The organism is Brasilonema bromeliae SPC951 (assembly GCF_012912135.1).
GTDB lineage: Bacteria > Cyanobacteriota > Cyanobacteriia > Cyanobacteriales > Nostocaceae > Brasilonema > Brasilonema bromeliae.
On the sequence record NZ_QMEB01000046.1, the window covers coordinates 1 to 17,007 of the forward strand.

The 17,007-nt window shown below is 43.8% G+C and carries 11 protein-coding genes, 1 tRNA gene and 1 pseudogene; 5 read left to right on the forward strand and 8 right to left on the reverse strand.

The features are described from left to right. Both DP116_RS08295 and DP116_RS08300 read left to right on the forward strand, forming a co-directional pair. Window positions 1–211, forward strand: a pseudogene (locus tag DP116_RS08295) (hypothetical protein); the annotation flags it as partial. A 51-nt stretch (window positions 212–262) separates the two neighbouring features. Further along, window positions 263–3,124, forward strand: coding sequence for a tetratricopeptide repeat protein (locus DP116_RS08300; RefSeq protein ID WP_339381653.1), 2,862 nt, complete (start codon window positions 263–265; stop codon window positions 3,122–3,124). A 58-nt stretch (window positions 3,125–3,182) separates the two neighbouring features. Here the strand turns inward: DP116_RS08300 and DP116_RS08305 are convergent, their stop codons facing one another. The 6 genes from DP116_RS08305 to hisF all read right to left on the reverse strand — a co-directional run bounded on the left by DP116_RS08305 (window position 3,183) and on the right by hisF (window position 6,321). After that, window positions 3,183–3,599: a putative toxin-antitoxin system toxin component, PIN family gene (locus DP116_RS08305; RefSeq protein ID WP_246275534.1), complete on the reverse strand. Its 417-nt coding sequence runs from the start codon at window positions 3,597–3,599 to the stop codon at window positions 3,183–3,185. Then, window positions 3,586–3,834 carry a hypothetical protein gene (locus tag DP116_RS08310; protein WP_246275535.1) on the reverse strand — a complete coding sequence of 83 codons (249 nt, stop codon included), beginning with the start codon at window positions 3,832–3,834 and terminating at the stop codon, window positions 3,586–3,588. Before DP116_RS08310 ends, DP116_RS08305 begins: the two co-directional genes overlap by 14 nt. Window positions 3,835–3,966: 132 nt before the next feature. Beyond that, the gene (locus DP116_RS08315; RefSeq protein ID WP_169154741.1) at window positions 3,967–4,545 is read right to left on the reverse strand and encodes a Uma2 family endonuclease; all 579 of its coding nucleotides are present in this window, start codon (window positions 4,543–4,545) and stop codon (window positions 3,967–3,969) included. Between the two features lie 325 nt (window positions 4,546–4,870). Then, a tRNA-Ala gene (locus DP116_RS08320) sits at window positions 4,871–4,943 on the reverse strand. A 315-nt stretch (window positions 4,944–5,258) separates the two neighbouring features. Then, complete coding sequence (locus tag DP116_RS08325; protein ID WP_169154742.1) at window positions 5,259–5,450, reverse strand: hypothetical protein; 192 nt, start codon at window positions 5,448–5,450, stop codon at window positions 5,259–5,261. A gap of 103 nt (window positions 5,451–5,553) precedes the next feature. Next, window positions 5,554–6,321 (reverse strand): imidazole glycerol phosphate synthase subunit HisF, encoded by a 768-nt coding sequence (hisF, locus tag DP116_RS08330; RefSeq protein WP_169154743.1) that lies wholly within the window; start codon window positions 6,319–6,321, stop codon window positions 5,554–5,556. Window positions 6,322–6,578: 257 nt separating this feature from the next. Between hisF and ruvB the strand changes: the two genes are divergently transcribed. From ruvB to DP116_RS08345, 3 genes are all read left to right on the forward strand, one after another. Then, on the forward strand, window positions 6,579–7,679 hold the full coding sequence (gene ruvB / locus DP116_RS08335) for a Holliday junction branch migration DNA helicase RuvB (protein WP_169154744.1): 1,101 nt from the start codon (window positions 6,579–6,581) through the stop codon (window positions 7,677–7,679). 361 nt (window positions 7,680–8,040) lie between these two features. Next, window positions 8,041–8,847, forward strand: coding sequence for a tetratricopeptide repeat protein (locus tag DP116_RS08340; protein WP_169154745.1), 807 nt, complete (start codon window positions 8,041–8,043; stop codon window positions 8,845–8,847). Between the two features lie 495 nt (window positions 8,848–9,342). Then, the gene (locus DP116_RS08345) at window positions 9,343–10,281 is read left to right on the forward strand and encodes a GH3 family acyl-acid amido synthetase (RefSeq protein ID WP_211173160.1); all 939 of its coding nucleotides are present in this window, start codon (window positions 9,343–9,345) and stop codon (window positions 10,279–10,281) included. A gap of 269 nt (window positions 10,282–10,550) precedes the next feature. Here the strand turns inward: DP116_RS08345 and glgP are convergent, their stop codons facing one another. Beyond that, window positions 10,551–12,764, reverse strand: coding sequence for an alpha-glucan family phosphorylase (gene glgP / locus DP116_RS08350; protein WP_169154747.1), 2,214 nt, complete (start codon window positions 12,762–12,764; stop codon window positions 10,551–10,553). Between the two features lie 869 nt (window positions 12,765–13,633). Next, entirely contained in the window at window positions 13,634–16,246 is a 2,613-nt protein-coding gene (gene priA / locus DP116_RS08355; protein ID WP_169154748.1) for a primosomal protein N', read from the reverse strand. Between the last annotated feature and the right edge of the window lie 761 nt (window positions 16,247–17,007).

The following is a 17,007-nucleotide window of genomic DNA, read 5'->3' on the forward strand; positions in this document are numbered from 1 at the left end:
ATCAGCAGCTAAAGCTAATCCTGAAGTCAATCAAGCTGTGCAGGAATTGGTAGCAGCAGCCAAAACTGATCCAAAAATTGCTTCAAAGGTTCAAGAGCTAGTAGAAACTAACATCAATTCTCAACCAGCAACTGTTATAAATAACACTAAGTTAGCTGAGGAAATTAAAAACGTCTTTCAAGGAAATACTATAATCGGTGGGACTTTTTGACTGCAGTCGTCCGAACGGGAACGGGCAAAGTTAAATCCCCCAAATAATGTTGTGTTTCAAGGTTCTGCCAATTTTGTTGGCAGACAGCATGAACTTTCCCTACTGCAAGAATTGTTGCAGCAACCAGGCGCAGTCGCAATTTCTGCTGTTTCTGGTATGGGTGGTGTTGGCAAAACTGAACTCGCAACGCAATATGCACGTCAACATCAAGCTGATTACCCTGGTGGAATTTGCTGGTTAAATGCCAGAGAATCGAATCTGGCTGCAGAAATTATCCAGTTTGCCCAAGCTTACATGAATCTGGAAGTACCGCAGCAGGATTTCCGAGGAAAGCTGTTGAGTCTTAACGAACAGGTACACTGGTGTTGGCAGAATTGGCAACCACCAGAAGGATTAGCGTTGGTGGTATTGGATGATATTACAGATTTGGGGAGTTGTCGAGAGTTCCTGCCAACGGCTCATCGCTTCCGCGTGTTGATGACAACACGGTTGCGAAATCTAGATTCTAATATTGAGGAGATATCTCTGGATGTGCTGTCAGAAGAAGAAGCTTTGCAATTGTTGACAAAGCTAGTGGGTGAAAGACGGGTGCAAAAGGAAGAGGAAACAGCGAAACTCTTGTGTGAATGGCTGGGATATCTACCTTTGGGTTTGGAATTGGTGGGGCGGTATTTGGCTAAAAAACCTCCTCATTGGACTTTAGCTAAGATGTTGGAGCGGTTGAAACAGCAGCGACTCCAAGATGAAGCGATAAACCGCCATCAAAAGCAATTGCAACAAACCTTGAGTACAGCACAGCTTGGCGTTTTGGCTGCATTTGAGTTAAGTTGGGATGAACTCGATCCGACGACACAGTGTGTCGGTGAGTTATTAAGTTTATTTGCACCGGATATCTTTGCGTGTGTTTGGGTAGAGTCTGCAACTGGGAGGCTGAATTGGGATGCAAGTGAAGTTGAAACAGCGCTTGAGCAACTTTACTCGCGCCATTTGATTCAATGGGTGGAAGATAAAAGTGGAGATTTCGATGATTCCTACAAAATTCATCCCTTAATTCGGGAGTTTTTGAAAGTCAAGCAAGCAGCATCTGAACAAACTGTCATTGCGAGCGAAGCGAAGCAATCTCAACCCCCTTTTTTTCGTAGCGCGTGCGTAAGTCCTATGAAACGCGCTTTTGCAGAAACTTTTATCGCAATTGCTAAAAAAATTCCCCAATCGCCAACTCAGGAGAGAATCAAGTCAGTCAAAGATGCTATTCCACATTTAGCAGAAGTGGCACAAAATCTGACTGATGCAGTCAGTGATGAAAATTTAATTTCGGCTTTTCTTGGCTTGGGTTTGTTTTATCAAGGACAGGGTTTGTATGCACTGGCGAAACCGTGGTTAGAGCAATGTGTATCAGTCGTCCAATCCCGTTTGGGAGAAGAGCATCCCGATGTCGCCACCAGTTTCCACAACCTGGCTAATCTCTACTGTTCCCAAGGACGGTACACCGAAGCAGAACCACTTCTTCTCAAAGCATTGGAACTAACGCAACGTCTGCTGGGACAAGAGCATCCCTCACTCGCCCCCAGTTACAACAACCTGGCTAATCTCTACTGTTACCAAGGACGGTACACCGAAGCAGAACCACTGCAGATCAAAGCATTGGAACTGTTGCAACCCTACCTAGGAGAAGAGCATCCCTTGATCGCTGCCAGTTACAACAATCTGGCTCTACTCTACTCTGACCAAGGACGGTACGCCGAAGCGGAACCACTTTTTATCAAAGCATTGGAACTATACCAACGCTTGCCAGGAGAAGAGCATCCTGATCTCGCCACCAGTTACAACAACTTGGCTGGACTTTACAATTCCCAAGGACGGTACACTGAAGCAGAACCACTCTACATCAAAGCATTGGAACTAAGGCAACGCCTGCTAGGAGAAGAGCATCCTGATCTCGCCACCAGTTACAACAACCTGGCTGGACTTTACAATTCCCAAGGACGGTACACCGACGCAGAACCACTTTATATCAAAGCATTGGAACTAATGCGACGCTTCCTAGGAGAAGCGCATCCCGATATCGCTCAAAGTTACAATAACCTGGCAGTACTCTACTGTTACCAAGGACGGTACACCGAAGCAGAACCACTGCACGTCAAAGCATTGGAACTAAGGCAACGCCTGCTAGGAGAAGAACATCCCGATATCGCTCAAAGTTACAACAACTTGGCTCTACTCTACCGTTCCCAAGGACGGTACACCGAAGCAGAACCACTGCACGTCAAAGCATTGGAACTAACGCGACGCCTGCTGGGAGATGAGCATCCCGATGTCACCACCCGTTACAACAACCTGGCTCTAATCTACTCTGACCAAGGACGGTACACCGAAGCAGAACCACTTTTTCTCAAAGCATTGGAACTAAGGCGACGCCTGCTAGGAGAAGAGCATCCCTCACTCGCCAACAGTTACAACAACTTGGCTTTCCTCTACCGTGACCAAGGACGGTACAGCGATGCAGAGCCACTCTACATCAAAGCTTTGGAACTAAGGCAACGCCTGCTAGGAGATGAGCATCCCGATATGGCTCAAAGTTACAACAACTTGGCGGGACTCTACGAATCCCAAGGACGGTACAGCGATGCAGAACCACTCTACATCAAAGCTTTGGAACTAAGGCAACGCCTGCAGGGAGAAGAGCATCCCTCTGTCGCCACCAGTTACAACAACTTGGCATCACTCTACAAATCCCAAGGACGGTACACTGATGCTGAACCACTCTACATCAAAGCTTTGGAAATTGATGAACGCAGCTTAGGAGTCAATCATCCCAAGACAATCACTATCCGTGAAAATTTGCAATTCTTACGCGATAATCGCCAGTCTTATAACAGTGAACACTTCGACAAGCTCAGTGCATCGCAGTGAACACTTCGACAAGCTCAGTGCATCGCAGTGAACAGTGAACTGATAACTAATAGCGGTACTAGTTCCTCGCCAAAAATTCTTGAACAGTCAGAATCTTAATGCCCCGAAATGAGTTTAGCACTAGTAAATCATCATCTCCGGTAACAATACACTCTGCTTGACCACTCAGTGCCAATTCCAGATACTTGTTATCTTTTGGATCTCGGCATTCCGAAATCTGTTCAGTCACATCAATAAACTGAGCGGTTTGAGTTAAATCCTCTAGCAATTCTTGCCGCCTTTCCTCGGTGAGATATCTATCAAATTTAGGACGATATAAAACCTCTCTTAACTCTGAGAAGACAGAACTGGAGAATATGATAACACCAATATCTTGAGCTTTATCCAATGCCTGACGTGGCTTGCTTTGACTAAACAAAAATGCGCTAATCAATACGTTAGTATCAAAAACAAACCGTTGTTTATTCGTCATCATTCAAAATCGATTCTAAGATTTCAGGCGTTAATCCTCGCTCTTGTGCTTCAAGGCTAGCTTTATCCATCGTGTTTCTCAGACGGGCAATCGCCTCTTGTCTATCAGTAGTAAATTGAGACTGCATAATTACCGCAATTTTGAGTTGCAATTGTTCACGCTCTTCTTCAGAGGCATTGCGGTATGCCTCTGCTACCTCAGACGGCACTTTGATGGTAATTTCTTCTTTAGTAATCATAGTCTGTTCGCTTTTCTCATCTTTCAATAAGTTTCCCCGGTTTTAGGATGTACAAAAGCATACAACCATAACCATTGAAACCGCCAATTGACATCAGCAATTGGTGTTTTTCCTTCGGGTCTAGCAATGATATTATCCCCAAATTTTTTGCAGATTGAGTATAAAACCAGGTAAGACATTCTCCCCTGAAAGAGTTTGAGGTAATTTTAAAATTTCCACATCTTGTTTGGGACGATAAATTTCTACTTCCTGTTTTTTTCTGTTTATCAACCAACCCAAGCGACAACCATTTTCCATATACTCTTGCATCTTATTCTGAGTTTTTTTCAAGCTGTCATTAGGTGAAAGTATCTCGATGACAAAATCAGGACACAGAGGAATAAATTTTTCTTTTTGTTCTTTAGTCAAAGCATCCCAACGAGATTTTTCCACCCAAGAAACATCAGGAGAACGGTCAGCACCATTTGGTAAAGTAAATCCAGTTGATGAATCAAAAACTTCGCCCAATTGATTTTGGTCGTTCCAGAACCATATTTGAGCGTTAATAGTAGAATTACTTTTTCCTGTTTCTCCTCCCGTAGGTGGCATTATAATTAATTCTCCCTGGGCATTTCGTTCTAATTTTAAATCGGAGTTTTCTTCACACAGTTGATAAAACTGCTCTCTAGTCAGTTTAATGACAGAGTTGAGGTTTAATGTAAGTGCTGTCATAGGAGTATCTCCCGTTTTTGTTGGCGCAGTGAGTTACTGGAGTTTAGACTAAATTCGATTTATTCGGCTACAACCCTTGTTTGGCAAACATTTTAGACTTCTGAATGAAAAACCAGCCTAGAAATCATCAATGCCTGTCTGGATAAGGATTTGGCGGTTTGATAGGTAAAATTAGTCTAAACTCCAATGAGTTACAAACCTATATCCATTTTGTTCCACACCGTATTTCTTATATTGTGGACGTGACCCTCAGCCATCAGGCAGAGTGGGGAGAATGTCAAGACATTAATCCTTTCAAAATGACAAGAATTCTTTAATTTATATATGGAGCTAAGCGGATTCGAACCGCTGACCCCCTCAATGCCATTGAGGTGCTCTACCAACTGAGCTATAACCCCGCACTTTTACAATTCAAAATGGACTGCGTTCCGCTACGCTAACAAAGTTGATGGTTGCTGAGCGCAGTCGAAGCAAAGTTCAAAATGAAAGGCATTAGTTGCGATAACGCATTTGCAATTTTACTTTAAGAATCTGCTATTTGTCAATCCCACTGCTCGTTAATTGTTAATAAGTGCCATAAGCCACTAGTACAACAAGGCAAAAGTCAAAAGTCAAAAGTCAAAAGAAAGAATGCTTATGTTGTCAGCTTTTTACCTCCTTCAAATGGTAGCTTTATTTCCGCCATGCTGTACTAGCCGATGGCAATGACTAACTTAAGAGACTTGCAGCAAGTAGCTTATACAATGCCCCATCAGGAAGTAAACCACTAACATCGCCGCAGCTGCTATGGCAACGAGTGTACCAGCTAACATCAGAGAAAATTCTTTGCTTTCATATGCTCTTTCCATTAAATGCAGCGACCAGGCTACCAGCGCTACATCAAATACTAAAATTGGTATCAACATATCTCTTAAAATTATTAATTATTGTTAACTTATATTAACACTGTTTCCAAAAATTGTGTTGAACTACTCCTTGGGTTGATTGACAAAGAGTTGCAACTTGGGATTACATTCTGACAGGAACTTGGCGATCGCGCAGATAAGTTTTCACTTCAGCTACGCTTAACTGTCCGTAATGTAAAAGTGAGGCAAGTAAGGCTGCTTCTGCTTGAGCTTCTGTGAGTGCGGTATAGATATGTTCACAATTGCCTGCACCGCCTGATGCAACGACCGGAATTTGTACAGATTGAGCGATCGCCCGAGTCAACTCTATGTCATAACCAGCTTGAGTTCCATCGGCATCCATACTTGTTACTAGCAGTTCTCCTGCACCGCGTTTTTCGACTTCTTGCGCCCAAAACAGGGCATCAATGCCAGTATTTTCTCTACCACCTCGCACATAAACATCCCAACCAGGGTGATTGGGGTCTAGTCGTCGTCTGGCATCAATCGCAACGACTATACATTGATTTCCAAAACGGTCACTAGCCCGATTAATAAAATCTGGGTCGCGTACCGCCGTAGAATTAATACTAACCTTGTCTGCTCCAGCTCGTAAAAGATTTTTAACATTTTCTAAGGATTGGATCCCACCACCGACAGTGAGGGGAATAAAGACCTGTTCTGCAGTTCGGTACACTACGTCGATAATAGTGTCGCGGTCTTCATGAGTGGCTGTAATATCTAGAAACACTAACTCATCTGCGCCTGCATCGTTGTAAACCTTTGCGAGTTCGACTGGATCGCCTGCATCCCTCAAATTTACAAAGTTAACTCCTTTGACAACTCGTCCCGCCTTAACATCCAGGCACGGTAAGATTCTTTTAGCTAGCATGAGTAGTTTTACACTCCTGTGATGACTATCTGGAATTGAAATTTTAACTTAGCGAAATATTACAGAAACAATATTTTCGCATGTGAGTAGCGGTTTTTGAGAAATCGGGATATAGGGGAAAATAGAAGCTGTAGGTGGTGAAAAATTTTTGCATAATAAACACTCAGCGAGTCAACTGCACGCTTTGTTCTCTCTACACCCTACAGTTTTACACTCCCAACACAAAAGTCGTATACCAAAAGTCAATAGCAGCAATTATGGCGATTATCTCCTCGAAAAAACAGCCCCAAGAACCCAACAAAGAACCAAAGCAGCGTCGTGAGGTGGCGAAAGCGCCTCCTAAAGAGAATCTTTTGCAACCTGAAGCAGCGGTTGATGAAGGTAAGCAAGAAGAAAGTATACGCCCACAACGGTTTGCTGACTATATCGGGCAGAAAGATTTAAAGGACGTGCTAGATATTGCCATAAAAGCAGCCAAGTCTCGGGGTGAGGTGCTAGATCACTTACTGTTGTATGGTCCTCCAGGATTGGGGAAAACCACAATGGCTATGATACTGGCATCTGAGATGGGAGTAAATTGCAAAATTACGAGTGCACCAGCTTTAGAACGTCCTAGAGATATTGTCGGGCTATTGGTGAATCTTAAGCCAGGAGATGTTTTATTTATTGATGAAATTCATCGTTTGTCGCGGATGAGCGAAGAAATTTTATACCCAGCGATGGAGGATTATCGCTTAGATATTACTATTGGTAAAGGTTCCAGCACTAAGACTCGCAGCTTACCACTATCAAAGTTTACTTTGGTGGGGGCAACAACTCGTGCTGGGGCGCTGAGTTCACCGTTGCGCGATCGCTTTGGCTTAATTCAAAAACTCAGATTTTATGAAGTCGATGAACTGAGTAAAATTGTCCTACGCAGCGCTCAATTACTCCAAACGAATATCACTGAAGATGGTGCTGCAGAAGTTGCCCGTCGTTCCCGAGGAACACCACGTATTGCTAATAGATTACTAAAAAGAGTCCGTGATTATGCGGAAGTAAAATCATTTAAAGAAGTGAATGAACAGGTTGCAGCAGAAGCATTGCAACTATTTCAAGTCGATCCATGCGGTTTAGATTGGACAGATCGTCGGATGTTGAGTGTGATTATTGAACAGTTTAATGGTGGCCCGGTGGGATTGGAAACAATCGCTGCAGCAACGGGTGAGGATACACAAACGATTGAGGAAGTGTATGAACCATATCTGATGCAGATTGGGTATTTAAGCCGGACGACTCGTGGTAGAGTAGCGACACCCACAGCTTACAAGCATTTGGGTTTTAAACCTCCAAATGAACAGTTATCTTTGTTGCCGTGATTTGATTTTGGGGATTGGAGAATTTATGTTCTTGTTTCCAAGTTCCAGAAAACTTGGATGAAGGCTTGCAGGTTGAGTCAGTTCTCGTCATGATTAATTTTGGATTAGGAGTTACGCAAAAATAAGGCAATTGTTGTCATTGCGACCGAAGGGAAGCATAAGCCCTAAGTCCTTACGGACACGCTGCGCGTTCGCCCTTGGCGTGCGCTTGCGCTTACGGGCACGCTGAGCGCCAAAGGCGCACGCTGCGCGTTAGCCCTCTGGGCGTGCGCAAAGCGCATACGCGAACGCAAAGCTTTATTTTTCACGAGTGCGTAAGTCCTATGAATTTGGAACCGCTGATGGACGCAGATAAACGCAGATGATGAGACTAATTGTTATTTTTCTAAGTCTGTTGCTGGTGTTTGGGTGGGGTGAGGTTGTCATGGCAGAAACGAAATCCCTCAATTTCACTCCAGAACAGTTACAGCAAGGTGAGGAGTTAGCGAATAAGGCAATTGCTGCTACTAATAAAGGTGATTTTGGGACAGCGGAACGGTACTGGACGCAAATTCTTGAGCAATTTCCCGATAATCCAGCGGCTTGGAGTAACCGAGGAAATTCTAGGGTTAGTCAAAATAAGTTGCAAGAAGCACTCGCAGATTATAATAAGGCGGTAGAATTAGCTCCGAATGTGACTGATCCCTACTTGAATCGTGGTACGGCGTTGGAAGGTCTGGGAAAATGGGATGAGGCGATCGCAGATTATAATCATGTTCTAGAGCTTGATCCCAAAGATGCAATGGCATATAACAATCGGGGGAATGCCTATGCTGGTTTGAGGAAGTGGGAGGAGGCGATCGCCGACTATAAAAAATCCACTGAAATTGCCCCGAATTTTGCTTTTGCCCGTGCGAACTATGTCCTTGCCCTTTATGAAACTGGTAAAGTAGACGAAGCGATTCGGGAAATGCGGAACATTCTCCGTAAATATCCTAACTTTGCTGATGTGCGTGCTGCTATTACTGCAGCCTACTGGGTACAGGGAAAACAAGGTGAGGCGGAGAGTAACTGGGTGTCAGCAGTCGGACTGGATGGGCGTTACAAGGATATCGACTGGGTGGCGAATGTTCGGCGATGGCCCCCTAGTATGGTCACAGCTTTGGATAAGTTTTTAACACTCAAGTAAGATATCTGTTTGGCAGAGGGCTTATATACCAAAAGTAGGTTAATTTTGCAAGCCTTCTGTCAAAAAATTGCGATTTCTTTACATTTGTGCTGTATCAAAGTAAGTGCATAAGTTGATTTTATTTGCACTTAATAATATAGATAACGGGTTTTGAGTTTAACCGTTGCATGGTTGTGGCTGTAGTGGTTTTGTCACTTTTTAGCACTGAACTAAAGGTAGTCTGGAGTGTCCGCTGATTTTGAGACTGTTTAAGGGTCACCAGCACCGACAGACCCTCTGCTAGTGCCAACACAACGCCCTTATCAAATCAGTGCATAAGTTGATTTCATTTACACCCAATAAATAAAAGGTTTTGACTTTAACGATTGCATGGTTCTGCCTACAGTGATTTTCTTACTTTATTAAAGTTAACGTGAGTTCGACGGAACTAAAAAACAGCAGGAGGTAGTGCAGGTAAGGTAAAATTATAGTTAGTAAACTTCGTGAAGACATCAATTGCCAGGTGCTATTATGTACGAACAAATTAAAAGTGAAATGGAAACTTGGTTCAAAGAATATAATAATATTTTCATCAGTCAAGAAAACTTTCTGTTTTCTCTATTAAATAAACTCAAAGACACTGCTGTAGGTAAAGAAAGAGGCTACGCTGATATTAAAACTATTGAACAATTCCAAGCTCAAACCCCTATTCAGCATTACAGCGATTTAAAACCGTATATTGAGCGGATTGTTGCAGGTGAAACCAATGTACTTTATCCGGAACCACCTACTCATTGGATTCAAACTTCAGGCACAACTGGTTCACCTAAACTGTTTCCTTATAATACAGAGTTTGAAAAAACTTTTTTGACTTCTGGCAATGCTATTCTTGATTGTTTTATCTATCGTGTTGGTTCGAAAGCTTTAAAAATATTAGAAGGTGAAACTTTATTAATACACGCTAGTGGTAATTGTGGCACTGTGGGAACTGGAGCGACCAAAAAAACTCTAGCATTTGTTAGTGGCTGGATAGCAAAACATAGTTCTCCAGAAAATCCTTTTGCACCTCCTATAGGTATTCAATCGATTGAAGACTGGGAGGAGAGAATGCTGCAAACAGGAGTTTATTATGTGCAAAGAAATCTCACGCGCGTAGGGGGAGTTACAAGTTACGCATTAATGTTTTTACAAGAAATAGAAAATGCTTTTGGTGGCAAACTATTTTCAGTATTGGCAGAAAATAATCCAGAACGAGCAGCAGAGTTACAGCAATTCTATCGAGAAGATGGCAAGCTAAAAATCTCTAGAATATGGCCTAATTTATTATGTCTACAACTAGCTGGTGTAGATCCATATAAATATAGAAGTTGGATAGATGAAAATTTGCCTAATAGTCTAATTTTTCAGAGTTATGTTGGTTCAGAAGGTGTTTATGGATTTCAGACAGATAGATAATTACTTCATCCAAACGAGAAGCGCTATATTATCCAAATATAGCAATCCCAAATCAATTCATGAACAACAACATTCCCGACTCCTCGCGAGAAGTCTCCGAATCTGAACCAATGGATTTTCAAAGGAACAAACCGGATTCCTATATTCTTTAAAAATTCTTTAAAAATTCTTGCCGAAACTGATACGGACATTTATTTATACTGGCAATAAAATAAAAAAAGGCAGGTTTAAAACCTGCCCAAAAGCTGAACCAAGAAACTTAAAATTCCTTACACTAGAACCTTTGCTAAAATCGGTCCAACACGAGTGGCAATTTCTGGGACGTATACCTGTGAAACGTAGTCAGCAATCATCCTATCTGTGTTGAACAATGGTGCATTTGTCTTGATTGATGCCTTCATCATTTGCACCCAGCGCTGAGGAGTGCCGTTAGCATCTTGGTCGTAGTACAAGGGCACTATTTGCTCTTCCAAGAGTTTATAAAGAGATTCCGCATCTATACTATCTTGTAAATCTTGATCACTGGTGTGAGCATCTTCACCAATTGCCCATCCATTTATCCCTTGACCATTTGCATCTGTTTTGTATCCTTCGCACCACCAGCCATCTAGAACGCTGCAATTAATTCCACCGTTAAAGCAGACTTTTTGTCCACTGGTACCAGAGGCTTCTAAGGGGCGACGAGGGTTATTTAACCAGACATCAACACCTTGGACAAGTTTTTGACCAACGTAAATATCATAGTCTTCAATAAAGGCAACTCGATGCTGAATTGCGGAATGCTGACACCATTCCATTAAGCGTTGAATAATCCGTTTGCCTTCTTCATCAGCTGGGTGAGCTTTACCTGCAAAGATAATTTGTACGGGACGTTGTGCATTGCCAAAAATTCTCATTGCCCGTTCGGCGTCACGCAAAAGCAGATGACCGCGCTTATATGGGCTAAAGCGTCTGGCAAATCCGATAGTCAGCACTTTGGGATCAAGCAGTGTTTCTGCCACTTGAATTTTTTGGTATTCTTCACCGCGTTGTTCCCGTGCTTTTTTCACTTTATACCGAGTGTAGGCAATCAGTCTTTCTTTTAAGACTAAGTGTCGCCACCAGAGTTCCTCATTTGGAATATTGTCAACTTTCTCCCACGTCTTTGGGTCAATGACACGAGTTTTCCAGTCTTCGCCTAAGTATTGAGCGTACAACTCTGCCATTAAGGGAGCAGTCCAAGTGGGCGCATGGACGCCATTAGTAATGTAACCGATTGGGACTTTGTCTTCAGAACGTTGTGGATACAAAATTGTCCACATTTTACGAGAAACATGACCGTGCAATTCACTGACGCCATTGGCTGCACGACACATCCGTAGTGCTAAAACCGTCATGCCAAAGGGTTCCCAAGGGTCGCCCAGTCGCCGTGCGCCTAATGCCAAGAATTGCTGGCGGGATAGGCGTAGCTGAGTCCAGTAATGGGCAAAGAAGGAGTCTATCAAGTCAGGTGAGAAGACATCATGACCTGCGGGAACGGGTGTGTGGGTGGTGAATACACAACGATTTCGCACATCGGCTTCGATGTCGTAGAAGGATTTGCCAGTGCGCTCAATTTCTTGGCGTGCAACTTCTAAAGTGGAGAATGCAGCATGACCTTCGTTGAGGTGATGGACAGAAGGTTGTATCCCCAAGGCTGTTAACGCCTTGACACCACCAATTCCCAAGACGACTTCTTGGGCAATGCGAGTTTCCTGGTTACCACCGTAAAGGTGTCCAGTTAGCCAGCGGTCTATGGGATCATTATCCTGGCGATCGCTATCCAATAAGTAAAGACTCACTCGCCCCACTTGCACTCGCCAAATTTGCACTCTCACCATTCGTTGGCGAACTTGCAACTGTATCGTGATTGGTTCCCCGTGCCAATTTCTCATTAACTCCATAGGCATTTGGGAGAAGGGGTTGTCAACGTAGTAATCTTCTTGCCAACCGCCGCGATTCAACCGTTGTCGGAAGTAACCTTGGCGATACAACAAGCCGACACCAACCATTGGGACTCCCAAATCTGATGCTGATTTTAGGTGGTCACCTGCAAGAATGCCTAAACCACCAGAGTAGACAGGCAAAGATTCATGTATGCCAAATTCAGCACAAAAGTAAGCAATGGGATGTTCTTGGGTAATTTGTGGTGCAACCCGACTCACCCAAGTGTCTTTTGTGCTCATGTATTCGTCAAACTCGCGCACGAGTGACCCTATTTGCTTGAGATAATACGGGTCTTCAGCAAGCTGGGTAAGACGTTCGTATGTCGCTGAGTGTAACATTTCCACAGGATTATGCCCGCAGCGTTCCCATCCTTGAGGATCGATGGTTTGGAACAGCGCGACGCGATCGCTCGTCCAACTCCACCAATAGTTATAAGCCAAAGAAGCCAAGCGCTTGAGTGGAAAAGGTAATTTCTCACCCAGTACTTGCACTGCGGTGTTTACGCTGCTGATATTCATAAAACTCTAGGCACTCTCTTAGTTTTTCTGTTTTGCCGTCAAAATTTGCTTCCCAGTGGGCAGACTTGGTCTGGGAATCATCCTTTCAACAGTGAACAGTGAACAGTGAACAGTGAACAAGGGGTGGACGAGTCCGTTTCCTACCTGATAACTGATAACTGGTAACTGATAACTGATAACTGTTTCAAGCGTGGAGTCGTTTTTTGACGGTTTTTATTTTTCTAGACGTAATCCAAATCATCCTTCTTTTTTGCCAGTTTTGACAACTTTATCTGCATCAAATTAATTGACGTTCTTTTAATTTAGTTTTTATTATTTTTTCTTAATATATGGTGATCAACAAGATTCCCGACTTCATCTGAATAAATAGATTTTCACAGATCAAACCGGATTGCTATGTTAGGGCTTACGCACAAGAGATCCCTCAACCACGCCAGGTCGCACCGTCGGGGGGAACCCCAACGCCCTATGGCTTACGCCACGCCTTACGGCTATCGGGGAAGACCTGAGCCCTATGGCTAACGCCACGGCTAGCCCCGTTCGGGGGCCTGCGCTAACGCCTATCGGGCACGGCCCCGTGCCGAACGGTCTCGCTACGCTTTAGACCTCTGGGCGTGCGCTTTGCGCATACGCCAGTCGCCTACGGAGGGAGAACGCCACATGCAACAAGAGCGGCACGCCGACGGCAGATGCTTCAAGCCGGGAAACCCCGTCCAACGCACTGCCTCCCCAACGCAGTGGCTCCCCTCCTGCAGCGCTGGTGTCACCAGATACCAAGTGAGGGAAACCCTCATCAAGTACTGGCGCAGCAACGCACTGGCTCCCCTTAAAAAGGGGGCTTTTAAGATTCCTTTAAAGCCAGGGTTTGCTCAAATCATATTTAACGGGTCAACATCAATTGTTAAACTGACAGACCCAGGACAAAGTTGACGCACTTCCTCCCAATCTGGCAACTGTGGTAAAGCACTGGGGGCAAATTTTAGCAATATCTGCCAGCGGTAACGATTAGCAACCCGTAAAATAGAAGCGGGTGCTGGTCCCAAAATGTCTAACCCTTCATGAGTCGGCAAAGCTGCTGCGATCAGCCCAGCTGTGTTCTCCACTTGAATTGGATCAGGACTACTCAAGCGCAATAAAATCAATCTCCCATAGGGAGGATAATTGAGAGCTTGCCGTTGTTCCAATTCGGCATGTATGAAAGACTGATAATCGTGATTTTGCACTGCTTCAATCACAGAATGTTCTGGAGTGTAAGTTTGGACAATTACTCGTCCTGGCTCTTCTCCTCTGCCAGCACGTCCAGCAACTTGTGTCAAGGTTTGCAATGCTCGTTCGCTGGAGCGATAGTCTGACAGATGCAGCAGTCCATCCGCAGCAACAACACCCACGAGTGTGACTTGAGGCAAATCTAATCCCTTGGTGAGCATTTGCGTACCGACTAACAAATCTGCTTCACCGTTAACGAACTGTGTTAAGAGAGTACGGTGTGCTCCTTTTGTACGGGTGGTATCGCTATCAAAACGAATAAAGCGCAATTGGGGAAACTGTTTTGCTAACTCCTGTGCGACTCGTTGGGTACCACTGCCGAAAAATTTTAGGTAGGGAGAACCACATTCTGGACAGCTTTGGGGATGCGATCGCCCAAAATTACAATAATGACACCGCAGTGTTTGCGGCGCGTTCTCTTCTGTATGGTGATACGACAGCGACACATCGCAGTTTGGACATTCCAAAACATATCCACAACTGCGACAAGAAACAAAAGTGCTATGTCCTCGACGATGAATAAATAAAATTCCTTGCTGACGACGTTCTAGCAATTGCTCCAAAGCGGATTGCAAGGAACGACTAAATATAGAACGATTTCCCTGCTGCAATTCTAGCCGCATATCTACAACTTCCACAGGAGGTAGAGGACGGGAGTAGACGCGTTCGGGAAGAGAGAGGTAGTGAGTCGGGGGAGTGGAAGTTATTTCTAATTTTGAACTTTGAGATTGCGTCGCAACGCTTGCAACGCTACGCGATTTTGAATTGATTTGTTCCCCCACACTCACCCACGTCTCCAACGAGGGGGTTGCTGAACCCAACACCAGGGGGCAATTTTCTAACTCTGCTCGCCACCCCGCAACGGTGCGGGCGTGGTAGGTGGGGATGGGAGAATCTTGCTTAAAGCTGCTGTCGTGTTCTTCATCTAATATGATTAAACCCAAGTTTGGTAAAGGAGCAAAAACTGCACTGCGCGTACCGATGACAACTTGGGGTTCTCCGGTTAACATTTGCCTCCAGGTGTCGTAACGTTCACCGTCTGAAAGGGCGCTGTGGTAAACGCTCACTTTATTACCGAAACGAGCACGGAAACGATCAGTCAACTGAGGTGTGAGTCCAATTTCTGGTACTAAGACAAGGGCAGACTTGCCTTTCCCTAGTAGAGGGCTTATTGCTTGCAAATACACCTCTGTTTTTCCTGAACCAGTGACACCATGCAACAAAACTATAGCGCATCCTTCTAGATGGGTAATGACCCCTAACGCTTCCGATTGAGCTGATGTTAATATCTTGGTCATATCCATTGCGGGAGTGTCTGCTTGTGTCCCATCTCCAAGAGGAGGGAACACAGCAGCAGTTCGCAACACTTCTCGTTCTTGGATGATGATGTATCCCTTTTGTTCTAACGTCTTAAGGATGGAGGTACTTGCACTACAAATTTGTAACAGTTCACTCTGCCACAACTCGCCCCCGCGTCTTCGCAGCACTTCCAAAACTTCTCGCTGGCGAATGGTTAAGTCACGTTCAAAAGTAGCACCTATCATTATGACTGCTTTTTGCTGTTTTGGTCGAGTCAGTTGCGGTGGTTCTAGATAACTTTCCACCAAACCCCGTCGCTGCAATTCGCGTACTCCTTGGTAAGCAGCTTTGACTTGGCGTTGCAGGTAGGCGAAACTGTAATCTCCATCTGCTTGTGCTTGTAAAAGTTTCAGAATTTGCTGTGCTGCTGAGGAGAGAAAGGGTAGGGAAGATGAGCCAGATGAGAGGTTTGTTTCGTTGTTGTCATTTTTAGGGAGGCGAATGCGACGTTGCGATCGCCCTAACAAACCTGGTGGTAAGGCGATACGTATGACTTGAATCAGGGGTGTATAATAGTATGATGCAACTCGATTCAAAAGTTCCCAATAATTCGAGGCAAAAAAACCTACACTGACGACATCTTCTACATTGCGAACTTTTTCTATTGGTAAATCTACTGGAGGTTGTGTTACAAAACGAATGGCGATTCCTCCTAACAGTTGCGTACCAAATGGCACACTTAAAATATCCCCTGGTTTTACTTCCAAGTGATCAGGTAGCCGATATGTATAAAGTCCTGAACCTCCCGGACAGTCTACCAGTACCTCAATCCAACGATTCACTAGTTTTTCTGACTGGTAAGATTGACCAGGTTCGGCAACTATCAAAGAGGACAAGCTGACACCATTCATATACATACTTTGTGAGCTAATAGTACAGATATTTTCTTTACCAAAACAGTTCCAAGTCCCTAGTGCTTAAGAAGTCTTTTTTCTTTGAAATCCTCCAGATAACTCAAGCATTTAGGAAAATAGTTAGAAGCCCCCGAATTAAGACTTGGAAAAAAAATTTCCTTGTTCTATCTTTCGGATTCATCCATAGCCATTCTTTATAACTTTCGACTTAACAATGAGCACCGAGCAGAACCAGTTTGTCTATCTTAACCAAGATTCCTCAACTCTAAATATATACATCCTTTGAGCGAAAATGTAATTGCCAATACTGCCAAGCGACATAATACTTGATAAGTTTCGTTTTATGTAATCTGGTAGAAAGTTACTCTTGACTGTAGAAGGCAAGAAAGATTTCAGCCTATTCAAACGAAATGAGACAATCTCAGCTTTTTTCAGTTAGTTTTCTCTGATTACTAAATAGGGAATAATGCTTTTCCCCCTATTGATAGATATTTAAGCCTAGGTGTATGTGAGATCCTTTATCAGGAGAAGACATTGCTAAAGTTTTTACTTGCCAAATTGCCCATTTTGGGGAAAGCTCAAGAACGATGCATAACCCCACTATGAAAAATTAGATAGTTAATGCGATTTTCCGACATAAAAAGTCAGAAAACTAAGAAAAGCACAAGAAAATTTAAGAATCTGGAGAGAGGCAAATGAGTTTTTCTAATTGTTAAAATAAGAGCATTTTCATTGAGGAGGGTTGGAAAGTCTTTTTCATTAAG